Below are 13,810 nucleotides of genomic sequence, written 5' to 3'. Positions count from 1 at the left end.
GAGTCGCTGCCATGTGTCAGTGACCAGACAACTGCAGCGGGACGTTGACCTCCGCGGGCTGTCACGCCGCGAGTTCGAGGTGCTGGCCACGCTCTACGGGTCGGATCGCAGCGGACTGAGGCTGCGGGACCTCAACAGCCACGTGCTGCTGACCCAGTCCAGTCTGTCCCGCATGCTCGAGCGTCTCGAGAACAAGGGGCTCGTGACCCGCCGACAGGACTCGCAGGATCTGCGAGGAGTGCGAGTGGGACTCACGGAGGCGGGGGCGCAGCTCTACGAGCAGATCTCGGCGGACAACGACCAGAAGGTCGCGGCTGTGGTCAGCACGGCGCTGGACGCCCAGGAGATCCGCGTGCTCACACGCCTCAGCGAACGCATCCACCAGTACGCGCTGTCCCTGTCCCGCTAGGAGGGACCGGGCCGGCGCCCGGCGGAGAACCCGCGCGACCGCGACCGTGCCAGTCCACGGGCGCGGTCGCGCTCCCATTCGGTGACACACGCAGGAAGGCCGCGCGCAGTTAGTACACTGACTCGCAGCACCTGCACCTCGCAGCCCCGTCTCCTTCCCCCTCGAGAGGACCCCCATGACCGACCAGAACCTGGAGTCGACAGCGGCCCGGGAGGACTCCGCTCCCCACCCGGACCACGACTCCAAGCCCGACTCCCCCGGCAAGCTCAAGGGCCAGTCCTGGGGGTATGTCCTCAAGCGCGCCCTGTCCGAGTTCACCAAGGACGGTTGCACCGATCTCGCGGCCACCCTCACCTACTTCGCCGTGCTGTCCATCTTCCCGGCGTTGCTCGCGCTGGTTTCGCTCCTCGGCGTCTTCGGCCAGGGTGAGGCCACGACCAAGGAGATCCTGGACTTCCTGAACCAGTACGCCCCCTCGTCCCTCGTGGAGCTGCTGTCTGAGCCCATCTCCCAGCTGACCACCCAGTCCGGCGCAGGTCTCGCCCTCGTCGTTGGTGTGGCCGGTGCCCTGTGGACCGCGTCCGGGTACACCGGGGCCTTCTCCCGCTCGATGAACCGCATCTACGAGGTCTCCGAGGGGCGCCCGTTCTGGAAGCTCAAGCCGGTCATGCTGCTGATCACCCTCATCGTGGTGCTGATCGTGGCCGCCATCATGGTCATGGTCCTGCTCTCGGGTGACCTCGCCCAGACACTCGGCGACGCCGTGGGGCTGGGTTCCACCGCCGTGACCGTGTGGTCCTGGGTCAAGATCCCCGTGGCCCTGTTCCTGCTGGTCCTGCTGATCGCCATTCTCTTCTACGCCACCCCGAACGTGCAGCAGCCCAAGTTCAAGTGGATGAGCCCGGGTGCGGGGATCGCCCTGGTCTTCATGATCGTCGCGGGCCTCGGCTTCGCGTTCTACGTCTCCAACTTCGCGTCCTACAACGCCACCTACGGAGTGATCGGCTCCGTGATCATCCTGCTGCTGGGGCTCTGGATCATGAACAACGCGCTGCTCTTCGGCGCCGAGGTGGACGCCGAGCTCGAACGCGGTCGTCAGCTGCAGGGCGGCATCCGTGCCGAGCGCACCATCCAGCTCCCCCCGCGGGACACCACCCAGGTGAAGAAGCTGCGCACCAAGGAGGAGAAGCTCGAGGCCGAGGGTCGCAAGATCCGGCTGCACACCGAGCACGTGGACTACTCCGAGAAGGACTGACCCGCACCCTCCCGACCGCCCAGGCGATCGGCACCCCGGGGCCCGCACGACACGATCGTGCGGGCCCCGTCGCGCACTCGGGATCCGTGGCCGGGGGCGGTGGGCGGCGTCGTCGTGGGCAGCTGTTCCTGCGCGGCGCAGCACCGTGGTGTTCACCGCGCGGCGAATCCCCGCGGAGCGGCTGCACGGCGCGCAGCGGACCGCGCATACTGGGAGCGACAGGCAACCGAGCAGCACGACGGAGGCAACTGCATGCACAAGGTCAAGGGAGTAGTGGTGCGGGCGGCGAACGAGCCCGCCACGGTGGAGACCATCCTGGTTCCGGATCCGGGGCCGGGAGAGGCCCTGGTGGACGTGCTCACGTGCGGCGTGTGCCAGACGGACCTGCACTACAAGGTGGGCGGGGTGGGGGACGATTTCCCCTACCTGCTGGGGCATGAGGCCACCGGCGTGGTCAGCGCGGTGGGCGAGGGCGTCACCGAGGTCTCCGTGGGCGACCACGTGATCCTCAACTGGCGCGCGGTCTGCGGAGAGTGCCGCGCGTGCCGCAGGGGTGAACCCTGGTACTGCTTCGACACCCACAACGCCACGCAGAAGATGACCCTGGAGGACGGCACCGCGCTCGAACCGGCCCTGGGCATCGGGGCCTTCGCGGAGAAGACGCTGGTGGCCGCCGGTCAGTGCACGCCGATCGGCACGCCCCTCGAGGACGAGCAGTACGCGGCCGTGGGGCTGCTGGGCTGCGGCGTCACCGCCGGAATCGGCGCCGCCATCAACACGGGGGCCGTGCAGCGGGGCGAGTCCGTGGCCGTGATCGGCTGCGGCGGCGTCGGCACGGCCGCGATTGCCGGGGCGGCGCTCGCGGGAGCCACCACGATCATCGCGGTGGACGTGGACGACGACAAGCTGCGGACCGCGCAGCGCCTCGGTGCCACCCACACGATCAACTCGCGCACCACCGACCCGGTCGAGGGCATCCGCGAGCTCACGGGTGGGTTCGGTGCGGACCTCGTGATCGACGCCGTGGGGGTCGCGGACACGTTCATGCAGGCGTTCCAGGCACGGGACCTCGCGGGGCGCGTGGTGCTCGTGGGCGTTCCGAACCCGGGCACCACGGTCGATCTGCCCCTGGACGAGGTGTTCTCCCACGGCGGCTCCATCAAGTCCGCGTGGTACGGGGACACGCTGCCCTCCAGGGACTTCCCGATGCTCGTGGACCAGTACGTCCTGGGGCGCCTGGACCTCGACGCCTTCGTGTCCGAGCGCATCGCGCTCGACGACGTCGACCAGGCCTTCGAGACCATGTCCTCCGGCAAGGTCCTGCGCTCCGTCGTGGAGCTCGACCGATGACGCGGCAGCCCGAGACCGTGCTCACCGACCCCCGCGGTGGCGTGACCGTTGAGAAGTGCGTCACCGAGGGGACCTTCAACCTCGACGGCGGCTCGTGGGAGGTGGAGAACAATGTGTGGATCGTGGGCACTGCCGCGGAGTGCGCCGTGATCGACCCCGCCCACGACCCCGGTGCCGTGCTGGAGGCGGTGGCGAACCGCACCGTGACCCACGTGCTGCTGACCCACGGGCACGACGACCACATCAAGGCCGTGCGGCAGTTCGTGGACCGCCTGGGTGGGGAGACCCCCGTGCTCATGAGCCACGAGGACCTCATGCTGTGGCATGCGGTGTACCCCGACGGCCCGGCTCCGGAGCCGCTCTCCGATGGACAGCAGCTCCTCGCGGGATCGGTGGCCCTCACCGTGCTGGCCACGCCCGGGCACTCCCCCGGTTCTGTCGTCTTCCATGCTCCGGACCTGGGAGACCACGGGGTGCTCTTCACCGGCGACACCCTGTTCCAGGGAGGGCCCGGGGCCACGGGGCGCTCCTACTCGGACTTCCCCACGATCATCGAGTCGATCGACGAGCGCCTGCTGAGTCTGCCCGAGGGCACCCTCGTGCTCCCCGGTCACGGTGACTCCACGACCATCGGGGACGAGAAGCCGCACCTCCCCGAGTGGATCGCGCGCGGTCACTGACCCGCCGCACCCCACGCGGAGGGCCGTCGTCCTGCTGGGCGACGGCCCTCCGCGTGCCCGGACGGACCCGAGGTCGGCCGGCCCGGCTTTGCGGGAGCCGCTGTCTCCTGGCCCACGTCCTTCGAGTTGCTGTCTCCGGGGCCGCTTACTGAGGGCCCGCTTCCGCAAGGGCCTCTGTCCCCGTCCTCTCCCCCACGGCCCGGTGGGCCGAAGATCTTCTCAGATCGTGGGGTCCGTCCCGGGCGCGCGGCGCAACCCGTGGCTGAAGACGAGAGCGCTGCCCAGCAGCAGCATGGCCGCGGCCACGGGGATCATGGCCGCGGTCATGTAGTCGAAGTACACCCCCAGGTAGGTGCACACGATCAGTCCGATCGCGGTGGCCGCTCCCGTGGCCACGTTCATGAGCGCGACGAGCCCCATGTAGCCGTGGGCCATGTCTACCTGCCCCGCGCAGCTGTGGATCGCCAGCAGGCACGGGCCGGAGAAGAACCCCACGGTCATGAGCACCATGGCGTAGCCGACGGTACCGGAGGGTCCGGAGAGCAGCATGGTGGTCAGCAGGGCACCCGTGGCCACGAGCACCCACGTGTTGGACGCCGTGATCCTGTGGCGGAACCGCACCGCGAGGCTTGAGCCCACGGCGGCCCCGAAACCCAGCAGCGCGTACATCACACCCATGGACTCCACCGTGTCCAGGGACACGGAGTAGACCGCCAGGCACCCCTGGGCTGCGCCCAGCAGCGCGTTCAACGCCGCGATGCCGAACAGCACACTGTGCCGGAGCCGGAAGACGGCGGCCTGTTCCCGGTGCCACGACCACGATCCCCGGAACCAGAGGTTCACCGGCATGTTGGCCTGGGGGTGCCGGGCGGAGGGGTGCAGGACGAACAGTGCCATGAACACCACGGACAGCACCGCCGAGACCTGCAGCACGGATGAGGGGCCCGTCACCACGGCGAGCAGCCCGGTGAGGGCGGCACCGAGGACGGTGGCGAGCGCCTCGTTCACCGATTCGCGCCGCATGGCGGCTCCAAAGGCCTGCGGGCGGTCCTCCCCCTCGCACACCGAGGCCCAGCGGAGCCGCGCCGCGAGACCCATGGGTGCCAGGGAGAGGCCTGCAATGAAGAAGGGCAGGAACTCCTGCACCCCGTCCCTCGAGGGCGTCACCGTGGTGATGTCCACCCGGGACAGCTGCCACATGACCGTGCACTGGATCACCGCGACGGCCGCCAGGATCCACAGCCGCCACCGCACCGTGGCGAAGACCGCCATGCCCATGGCGCACACCGCCATGCCCGCGCAGAGTGCTGCGGAACCGAGCGCAGCGGCCCACGCCGAGGACGAGGTGACGGCAAGCCAGGTCAGGACGCCCAGAGGGGCCATGACCTGGGGCAGGCGCAGCAGCAGAGTGATGGCGCTGAGCTGACGGTCGCTGCGCACCCAGCGCTCCCGCGGAGTCGGGGCACCGGAGGGGCGCTGGAGGGCGGCGCGCGAGGTCAGAGAGTTCACGCCGCCAGCCTACTGGGCGGTCAGGGGACCGGCTGTGACCGCCAGGTGCGAACCCTGGGGGGTCTTGGTCACGACCAGCTGGGTGTCGATGCGCTGCTTCATCTCGCTCACGTGGGAGACCACACCGATCACGCGGCCGTCGCGGCGCAGCCCGTCCAGAGCCTCGAGGACCTGTTCGAGGGTCTGCTCGTCGAGGGACCCGAAACCCTCGTCCACGAAGAGCGTGTCGATCTCCTGACCGCCGGCCTCTGCTCGCACCACATCGGCCAGGGCCAGCGCCAGCGCCAGAGAGGTGAAGAAGGATTCACCACCGGAGAGGGTCTCGGTTCCTCGGCGCGCCCCGGTCCAGGAGTCGTCGATCTCCAGTCCGAGCCCCGACTTGCCACCACCGCGGGTCTGGTCCGTGTGAACCAGGGTGAATCGACCGGAGGACATGCGGGAGAGGTGTTCGGACGCGACCGCCGCCACGTGCTCGAGCTTCGCCGCGAGCACGAACGAGGTCAGTGTCATGCGCAGCGTGTTCTCGGAGGAGGTGGCGGTGGCGACGTCCGCCAGTCCGCCCAGACGTTCCGCTCTCTCCCGTGCCACCCGGTGCGCGGCCTCCTGCGCCGGCACGTCAGCCGCAGCGGCATCGAGATCGCGGCGCAGCGCGTGCAAGCCCCCGAGTTGCCGGGTGAGCCGGTCGCGCAACTCCTCCAGGTCTCGGCACCGGGCCGCAGCCCGTTCCATCGCGTGGTCCGTGAGCTGCGCGCGGTCCTCCTCCGAGAGCCGCGCGGCCCGTTGCATGTCCTGGGTCGCGAGTTCGGCCTCGACCCGCGCAACGTCACGCGCCCACTCCTCGTGCCATGCTGTGAGCTCAGCGGCATCGCGGTCCTCCAGGATGGCTCGCAGCACCGCGTCCTCCGACGCGAACGGCGAGGCCTCCAGGGCCTTCTCCACCGCGCGTTCGGCGGACTGGGCCTCGTGACGCGCGCGTTCCAGCACGCGGTGCTCGGTGTCCCATGCCTCGACGGCGTCCGACAGAGACTCCGCGCTCTCCAGGAAGGAGGCTGCCGAGGGAAAGCCCCGCAGGCTGGCAGCCAGGTGAGCCCGTTCCTGCTCGTCGTGCTCCGCCATGGCCTCCACCCGAGTCCTGGCAGCTGTCACGTCCGTCACCTTCCGGGCAAGCGCCGCCTCGCACTGCGCGACCCGGTCTCGGGTCGAGGCCAGAGTGGTGGCGGTGCGTTCCACCTCCGACAGCCGCGCGTCCAGCTCAGCTTCTGCGGCCTCGGCAGCGCCTGCTCTCTGCACGACCGCCTCGAGATCCGGATCCGCCCCGCGCGCCAGCGCCTGCGATGCGGTGTCCCGCGCGTCCTGCCACGCGGCGTGTGAACGGTCCGCTGCCGTCTGAGCGCCTTCCCTGGCAGCTCGGGCCCTGTCCAGGACCTCGGCGCTGACGTCCTCCTCGGAGGTGGCGCTCGCCGGTTCCGGATGCTCGGTGGACCCGCAGACGGGGCAGGGGTGCCCGGGGCTGAGCTCCTCGGCCAACGACGCCGCCGCCCGGGCATAGCGCTGCCCCTCCAGCTCCTCCACGCGCAGCGCCGCGACGCGCCGGGACTTCTCGTCCTGTTCGTAGGCGCTCCGGCACCGCTCCTCCACGGAGCGTGCCTGCGCGTACTCACGGCTCGCCGCCACCGCGTCCCGGCAGGCGCGGGCCCGGTCTCGAACAAGTGCCTCGTCCTTGACCCCCGCCAGGAGCGCGCTGTGAGCCTGTTCGGACTTCGCCAGCTCGGTCCGTGCCGCGCCCAGACCCTCGCGCACACGGTGCTCCTCGGTTTCGAGGGCAGTGAGCCGTTCCTGCTGCGCCAGCATGTCCTGGTGCTCGCGCTGCGCGGCCTCTGCACGCTCGACCAGAGCGCGCGCGGTCTCTCGGGCGGCCACGACGGCATCTCGCAGCTCGGAGGAGAACTCCCCGCGGTCGAGCTGCTCGTCCAGCAGCGTGGCCGCATCCCCCAGGACCCGGCGGGCTGTCGTTCCCGACGCGCTGCTGACCGCAAGGCCCTCCCGAAGCCCCGTGACGCGCGCCGCCGCGGCGCTGACCGTGGCCACAGCCTCCTGCGCGCCGGTGATCATCTCCCGCAGACCCGACGCGGCCTGGTGGTCCCGCAGCCGGGCCACTGTGGTCTCGGCCCGATCGGCGTCCTGCGCAAGTTCCATCCGCTGGTGTTTCAGCCGGGCATACCGCCCCGCCTGCTCGTGGTTGCGCTGCAGCTGGGCCAGTTGCTGCTGGGCCGCCGCGTGGTCCTCGGCTGCTTGGGACCGCGCAGTGGTCAGGGTGTCCTCCACCAGACGGCAGGATGCCTGGAGGTGACCCCAGCGCACCTCGGCCGTGTCGGCCTCGGCGGTCGGAGCGCCGTCGGCCGGGAACGTCCCGGGTGCGGGAGTTTGCCCGCCGTCGCGCGGAGCGTCGGCCATCTCGGTGGATGCCCGCTTGTCTTCACCAGCGAGCCCCTCCGCCGACGCCCCGTCCGCATGTCCGGGGACGCTTTCCTCGGCGTCCGAGGGCAGGTGCTCAACCACGAGTGCCACCCGATCACGGAACCGCTCGAGCTGGTCGTGGGTGCGCTCAGCTTCCGCTTCCGCCTCGCGCAGTTCCGCCCGTGCACTGTCAGCGCGCACCTTGAGCTCGTCCTGGATCCGCGCGTAGACATCCGTTCCGAACAGGGTCTCCAGCAACTCTTCCCGGTCCTTGGAGCCCGCCTGCAGGAAACGGGCGAACTTGCCCTGGGGCAGCATCATCACCTGGGTGAACTGCTCGCGGTCCAGTCCGATCGCGTGGTGGATCATCTGCCCCACGTCATCCGGGCGGTATCCCCGTTCCGACCATCCACCGTCCACGAGCTCGCGCAGCAGCACCGTGGCGTGCCGTTCGCTCCACCCCGACGCCGCCCGGGTGGACGGCTCCCGCCACGCGGGAGTCCTGCTCACGTGCCAGCGACGGCCGCTGGCCGTGAACTCCAGCTCCACGCGAGGCGCAGTGTGCGGATCCGCGTGATCGCTGTGCCCGGCCTTGCGGCCACCCTTGGCCGCGGTAGTGGGGCCGGTGCCGTACAACGCGAAGCAGATGGCATCCAGGACACTCGTCTTGCCGGAGCCCGTCTCCCCGTTGAGAAGGAACACGCCGGCGGCGTTGAGCGCCTCGAAGTCCACGGATTCATGACCCGCAAAAGGCCCGAAGGCGGCGATCTCCATCCGGTGCAGCTTCATCTCTGCGCCCCTGCGCCCGCCACCGATGCCACGACATCGTGCACGTCCTGGGCCTCTTCTGGTGACAGCCCGCGGTGCCGGACGTGGTCGTAGAACCTGGCGCACAGTTCTTCGGGGCTGGCCGCCTCGGCCACCTGGGCGCTGTATCTGCGCGGCGACAGGCTGCGTCCGCCCTCGGGCTCCCACCGCAGTTCCACCGTGCGGGGGAATCGGGTGCGGACGCGCTCCATCGCGGCCGCCGGCCGTTCGGGATCCGTGAGAACCACCTGGCACCACGCATCCTGCGCGGCGGCGTGTTCCGGGGCGGAAAGCAGCGTGGCCAGAGGTCCACGCAGTCGCGCGAGGCGAAGTCCGGCTTCGTGCTCGAGTTCCTCGACCTTCCTCACCCCAGGGGCGCCGATGTCCACCAGCCACGCACCCTTGGTGTGGGACGCCTCCGAGAAGGAGTAGGCCACCGGGGAACCGCTGTAGCGCACGGTGCCCGTGACCCGCTGCCTCCGGTGGATGTGTCCCAGTGCGGTGTAGTCGTGATCGGCGAAGACCTCGGCGGACACGGTGCCCAACCCCCCGGAGTCCACCACGCGTTCCGGGTCCGTGGGTTCGGCGCCCGTGACGAAGGCGTGCGCCATCACCACGCTGGGGATGCCGGCCCGGGTCCGTTTGTCCCCGGCAATGCGCTGGGCCACCGCACCGAGGACCGCCTGATGCGTTGGAGGGCAGTCGAGCAACGGCGCCACGGCCCGGGGTTCCAGGTACGGGATGCCGTACACCGCCACTGCGTCCTCGCGAGCATCCCCGTGATCTCCCGCGTCTTTCATGGCGACGGACGGCGCTCGTTCCGCTGTCACCGAGCCGTTCCTCCGGCGGAACACCACGGGCCACTCTGCTCCAGCCACGGATGTCAGGAGGTGCACACCGCCGTGAGCCATGATTTCTGCCCCGAATCCGAGCCGCGCCGGAGAATCGTGGTTGCCGCTCGTGAGCACCACCTGCGCCCCCGCCGCACGAATCCCTCCGAGGGTGGCGTTGAGCAGCTCGACCACCTCCGTGCGTGGTTGAGCCCGGTCGTAGACGTCCCCTGAGACCAGAACCACGGCCACCCCGCGCTCTTTCACCCACTGCACGATCTCGGACATCGCCTGACGCTGGACGTCGAGAATGTCGACCCCGTGAAACGTCCGGCCAAGGTGCCAGTCGGAGGTGTGCAGTATCAGCATGCATCAAACGTAACGGGGGTCTCAGACACTCATAAGGGCTCTCACACATGGCGCGCCCGTGTCCCGCTCCCGGTCGGCGGCATCGCGCCCACGTGCACCGGGCCGGGCCCTGCGTTCTCCGTGATTTCTCATGAACCGCGCCTGGACGTCAGCGGTCGCGTCGAGACCCATTCAGGTACGGGCGGGGCGTCACACCCCCCTGACGTGCAGTCATGCATCTGCATCTTTAGAGTTGTCCACATTTGCTCGCCGACCACTCCCGCGGCGGCAGTCTTCACCCTATGCTCTGGTTACTGTCAGGTGCATCACACCGGTTCGAGAACGACAACAGGGAGAGTGCGTGGAAGATGCTGCACACGGGTACGGCACGAACGCGAGCGCGGACTCTGGCCCTGGTGGGCCTCGGCATCCTCGTCCTGGGGGGTTGCGGGGCCAGCCCGCAGGACAACACCGCCGACACCCAGGCCGCTGAGACGTCCTCCTCCGCGTCACCCTCACCGGAAAGAACCGACACCGGTTCCGCGAAGCCCACAAGCACAGCCACCCCCACGACATCGAGCAACGCGGCCCTGCCCGAGGACTGGCGGCCCGAGGAGCCCACCGTCCTGGCCACCGGACAGAAGGTGCCAGACGACTACGAGCCCGCCACACTGGAGCACCCCGCACGCAACGTACCGAAGCCGGTCATGCCCCCCGAGGCAAAGGAGGAGACTGAGGCGGGCGCGCAGGCCTTTCTCAACTACCGGGCGGACGCGCAGTGGTATGCGTTTCAGACGGGCGACACGTCTCTTGTTCGCGATGTCACTTCTTCGTCCTGTGACAGATGCTTCAACCAGTTCACTCGAATCGAGGAAAATTACGCATCTGGTTCATGGATGGCTGGCGGGGCGGAATCATCACACATCCTCCCCAACTCTTTCCAACCCCGAGCCTCTGGTGAATATACTCTCCCAATAGACGCTCGCAGTTCAGGAGTGATCGTTATAGACGACGGTAAAATTGTAAATCGACAAGAACCGTATAGCAGAGATAACCTTCTTGATGTCTCGGTAATCCGCAAGGGGCAAAGCTGGATCTACATCACCGCCTCCCCCAGGGGATCACTGTGACGGAATCGAACAAACACACGAGAGCTGTCAAAGTGGCCTGTGGTCTCGCTTTAATGGTCGCCACGCTTTCTATTGAGGCACCGGTTTACGCTGCAGATTCCTCCGACGGGTGGGGTCAGGCCGACGAGGCGGGTCTCGCGACCAGCCATGGTCGGGCGAACGGGGATGAAATACGCGTGTCGCTCGAAATCAAAAACCCAGGCATGGGGGCGCCCGCCAGTGGCGGCGCCACCAACAATTTGTCTCACGCATCTGGGGCGATATGGGATCCCGACACAGACCCAGATTTTCAACGCGCGCTTCGCAATGAGTTGATGTCCGACGACGACTCCATCTTCTTCAACGCCCGCATGATGGACACCGCCAAGAACAAGACGGTCTACGGCCTCCAGGATCCCTGCACCGGCGACAAGGGCGCCGCCCTGCGCAGCTGCCGGGCCCAGCAGGAGTGCACGGACGATTCCGGCCAGACCGGGGTGTCCATGGACATCGTCGTGGGCGGGGCATCGGACGGCGCGCGTTCACCTCGAGGCACTCAGATGTGCGTTTCTGATACCCAGGCCGGCGGCGCGGGAGACGACGGCTACGTGCCACTGCCCACGTTCACCCTCCAGGACTTCCAGCGCCTCGCGGTGGCTCCGGCGGAGAACCACGTGCAGCCCGCCCCGGACACCTTGAAGAACATGAACACGAATGTCTACGCCGTGGCGCAGCCGCAGACGTTCGAGACCACCCTGGGTGGCTACCCCGTGTCGGTGCGCGCCTACCCCGCCCAGTACACCTGGAACTACGGGGACGGGGCGTCCCTGGGCCCCACTCCCCTCACCGGCGCTCCCCTGCCGGAGGGTGCGTGGGACACTCCCACGGACACCTCGCACGTGTACACCTCAACCGGCGACTACTCGGTCACCCTCACCACCTGGTTCTACGGTGAGTACAACATCGCGGGGACGGGGTGGCAGCCCGTGGCGGGATACAACCAAGTGACCTCCGCCCCCGTGCAGCTGAACGTCTGGCGTGCCACCGTGCACAACGTTGCGGACGACTGCCGGGTGAATCCCTCCGGGGTGGGCTGTCCCGGGGCCTCCCGCTGACCTTTCGGACGCCTCCAAGCCCGCGGCACCTCGCCAGGGCGAGAGACCACCTCGTCCTCCTGCCCGCCGGGGCCGTGCGTCTGCGGTGTTCGTGTGCTCGCCATGTCCTCATGGTCACCACACCGGCGAGTCTTTCTAGACTGGTCCCATGACCACCGAGCACACACCCGAGCTGCTGGCACGAGACCAAGGACTGGATGCGACGTCGGACCGGTACCCGGACATGGTCCGCGGAGTGGTTCTCGCACCGTGGATCGCCGCGGGCACGGACCGGCCCGACCAGGCCACGCAGCTCGCCGCACGCACGGTGGCCGCGCTGGACGAGGTGGCGGGCTGGGCCAACGACGGCCAGAGTGCAGACCCCACCGCGTGCGCCTGGTTGTCCTACCTCCGGTGGGCCGTGGCCAACGGCGCGCAGCTGCCCGACGACGCCCCGCACCCGCCATCCGACGACCTGGACCGCCACCATCCAGTCGTCGCCGCCCCGGGAGAGCACTCCGGCGACTCCTTCGACGCGCTGGCCACCGGCTCGCTCGGAGAGGTCGTACGACCTGTGCTTCCCGCCGCGGACAGCCCCGAGGTTCTCGCGCGCACGGCTCCCTACGGCATGGTCCCCACCATCGGGTGGAAGACCCTCGTGGCTCTCGCCGTGGATTCGGCCGCCATCACCCACGGCAGCCCGGAGGCGCAGACCGCCGCCGTGGGCATGGCCCTCGCGGTCCACGCCGCCGCCCGCGCGGCAGAGACCGGTGCCACCGTACAGGACGTGCTGACCGAGACCGCGCGGGTGTGCGCCGTCGTCACCCGCCCCGCGCCCCGCACCCTCGAGCTGCTGGCGCAGTGCACGGAACCGGGCTCACGGCGCGAGCTGCTGGCCGCGGCACCGGATCTCGCCGTACGAGGCGAGCACGCGGCGTCGACGGCCCTGGCTCTAGGACTTGCTGCACTGGCGGACGCCGCCCCCTTGCAGTTCCCGGCCTCGGCCACTCCGGGGGACGACGCCGCTCGACGCGCCTCTGCGGCGCTGCCCGGGGACACCCCGGTCCACACCGCGGCCCGAGCCGTGGCCACCACGGTGGCCGCTGCCATGTGGGGGCTCAGCGGCACGGATCCGGCCGCTTCCGAAACACCCGGGACGTCCGCTCGTGACGCCACCCGGGCCGATCTCCTGGCGCTGGCCGACGAGTGGATCTCCCGCTGGTGCGCCTGACCCCGTGGTGATCGTGGCAGGCCGGGGCTGAGGCCTTGGAGCGGATCGCAGCAGGGGTGCCTGGCGGGTCGCAGTCGTCAGGCGACGTGGAAGGGCGCGCCCGAACCGGCTACAGGTCCGCGCGCTGCATCCGCACGCCGTAGTGCGACACCAGTTCCGCCATGCTCTCCGCCCCGCTGCGTCGGGCGAGGTCCAGCACGATGCCTGCGCAGGCAAGGGAGTCACTCAGGGCGTTGTGGTGATCACGCACCTCCGCCCCCGCCGCGCGGGAGGCGTTCGGGAGGGAGTACGAGCGCAGCGTGTACGCCGCCCGCGCCAGCCTCAGGGTGCAGGCATAGTCCCAGACCCGGGATGCACCCCCGCACGCGCTGTTGGCGGCCTTGATGACACCGGTGTCGAACACCGCGTTGTGGGCCACCAGGACGGAGTCCGGGTCCTCCGGGGAGATGTTGTCGCACATCCAGTCCCAGAGCTGGTCGAACGTGGGGGCGTCCGCCACGTCCGCGGGCTGAATCCCGTGGATGCGCACGTTGCCCCGTTCGAAACCGTCGTGGCCCGCGGGAGGCCGGATGAGGGAGTACCGGGTGTCGACCACCCGACCGTCCCGGACGCGCACCACTCCCAGGGCACAGGCCGAGGCGAGGCTGCGGTTGGCGGTTTCGAAGTCGATGGCGGTGAAGCTGACGGACACGCTGTGAGCGTACGGCCCCGCTCCGACACGATGAGGGTGG

Annotated in this window: 11 protein-coding genes; 7 read left to right on the top strand and 4 right to left on the bottom strand. The window is 69.4% G+C overall.

Features of this window, described 5'->3' with window-relative positions:
• Positions 1-19: 19 nt before the first annotated feature.
• The 4 genes from QL985_RS02740 to QL985_RS02725 all read left to right on the top strand — a co-directional run bounded on the left by QL985_RS02740 (position 20) and on the right by QL985_RS02725 (position 3,694).
• Positions 20-409 (top strand): MarR family transcriptional regulator, encoded by a 390-nt coding sequence (locus QL985_RS02740; protein WP_019309319.1) that lies wholly within the window; start codon positions 20-22, stop codon positions 407-409.
• Between the two features lie 175 nt (positions 410-584).
• Positions 585-1,664: a YihY/virulence factor BrkB family protein gene (locus QL985_RS02735; RefSeq protein ID WP_259906468.1), complete on the top strand. Its 1,080-nt coding sequence runs from the start codon at positions 585-587 to the stop codon at positions 1,662-1,664.
• 252 nt (positions 1,665-1,916) lie between these two features.
• Positions 1,917-3,014 carry an S-(hydroxymethyl)mycothiol dehydrogenase gene (locus QL985_RS02730; RefSeq protein WP_259906466.1) on the top strand — a complete coding sequence of 366 codons (1,098 nt, stop codon included), beginning with the start codon at positions 1,917-1,919 and terminating at the stop codon, positions 3,012-3,014.
• Complete coding sequence (locus tag QL985_RS02725) at positions 3,011-3,694, top strand: MBL fold metallo-hydrolase (RefSeq protein ID WP_047979316.1); 684 nt, start codon at positions 3,011-3,013, stop codon at positions 3,692-3,694. Before QL985_RS02730 ends, QL985_RS02725 begins: the two co-directional genes overlap by 4 nt.
• 219 nt (positions 3,695-3,913) lie before the next feature.
• On the opposite strand, the gene QL985_RS02720 is transcribed toward QL985_RS02725, so the two are convergent.
• From QL985_RS02720 to QL985_RS02710, 3 genes are read right to left on the bottom strand one after another with little or no spacing between them, the layout of a single operon-like run.
• Positions 3,914-5,203, bottom strand: a complete 1,290-nt coding sequence (locus QL985_RS02720) for a hypothetical protein (protein WP_223246096.1) — start codon at positions 5,201-5,203, stop codon at positions 3,914-3,916.
• A 9-nt stretch (positions 5,204-5,212) separates the two neighbouring features.
• Positions 5,213-8,449 (bottom strand): SMC family ATPase, encoded by a 3,237-nt coding sequence (locus QL985_RS02715; protein WP_259906090.1) that lies wholly within the window; start codon positions 8,447-8,449, stop codon positions 5,213-5,215.
• Entirely contained in the window at positions 8,446-9,666 is a 1,221-nt protein-coding gene (locus QL985_RS02710; protein ID WP_259906089.1) for an exonuclease SbcCD subunit D, read from the bottom strand. The genes QL985_RS02715 and QL985_RS02710 overlap by 4 nt, the downstream gene beginning before the upstream one ends.
• A 395-nt stretch (positions 9,667-10,061) precedes the next feature.
• On the opposite strand from QL985_RS02710, the gene QL985_RS02705 reads away from it, so the two are divergent.
• The 3 genes from QL985_RS02705 to QL985_RS02695 all read left to right on the top strand — a co-directional run bounded on the left by QL985_RS02705 (position 10,062) and on the right by QL985_RS02695 (position 13,079).
• Positions 10,062-10,775, top strand: coding sequence for a DUF6318 family protein (locus QL985_RS02705; protein WP_259906088.1), 714 nt, complete (start codon positions 10,062-10,064; stop codon positions 10,773-10,775).
• A gap of 314 nt (positions 10,776-11,089) precedes the next feature.
• Entirely contained in the window at positions 11,090-11,869 is a 780-nt protein-coding gene (locus tag QL985_RS02700; RefSeq protein ID WP_259906087.1) for a hypothetical protein, read from the top strand.
• 148 nt (positions 11,870-12,017) lie between these two features.
• The gene (locus QL985_RS02695) at positions 12,018-13,079 is read left to right on the top strand and encodes an ADP-ribosylglycohydrolase family protein (protein WP_259906086.1); all 1,062 of its coding nucleotides are present in this window, start codon (positions 12,018-12,020) and stop codon (positions 13,077-13,079) included.
• Positions 13,080-13,188: 109 nt separating this feature from the next.
• Here the strand turns inward: QL985_RS02695 and QL985_RS02690 are convergent, their stop codons facing one another.
• Positions 13,189-13,770 (bottom strand): exonuclease domain-containing protein, encoded by a 582-nt coding sequence (locus tag QL985_RS02690; protein WP_065118191.1) that lies wholly within the window; start codon positions 13,768-13,770, stop codon positions 13,189-13,191.
• Positions 13,771-13,810: the final 40 nt, after the last annotated feature.

This window comes from Kocuria sp. APC 4018 (assembly GCF_030407675.1).
Taxonomy (GTDB): Bacteria; Actinomycetota; Actinomycetes; order Actinomycetales; family Micrococcaceae; genus Kocuria; species Kocuria rhizophila.
Note: the sequence above shows the minus strand (reverse complement) of the source record. Positions and strands in the feature narration are given on the sequence as shown.

Excerpts from the sequence above, each read along its gene's own strand:
- QL985_RS02735 (WP_259906468.1), top strand. The coding sequence starts at position 585 with ATGACCGACCAGAACCTGGAGTCGACAGCGGCCCGGGAGGACTCCGCT.
- QL985_RS02730 (WP_259906466.1), top strand. The coding sequence starts at position 1,917 with ATGCACAAGGTCAAGGGAGTAGTGGTGCGGGCGGCGAACGAGCCCGCC.
- QL985_RS02725 (WP_047979316.1), top strand. The coding sequence starts at position 3,011 with ATGACGCGGCAGCCCGAGACCGTGCTCACCGACCCCCGCGGTGGCGTG.
- QL985_RS02715 (WP_259906090.1), bottom strand. The coding sequence starts at position 8,449 with ATGAAGCTGCACCGGATGGAGATCGCCGCCTTCGGGCCTTTTGCGGGT.
- QL985_RS02710 (WP_259906089.1), bottom strand. The coding sequence starts at position 9,666 with ATGCTGATACTGCACACCTCCGACTGGCACCTTGGCCGGACGTTTCAC.
- QL985_RS02700 (WP_259906087.1), top strand. The coding sequence starts at position 11,090 with ATGTCCGACGACGACTCCATCTTCTTCAACGCCCGCATGATGGACACC.
- QL985_RS02695 (WP_259906086.1), top strand. The coding sequence starts at position 12,018 with ATGACCACCGAGCACACACCCGAGCTGCTGGCACGAGACCAAGGACTG.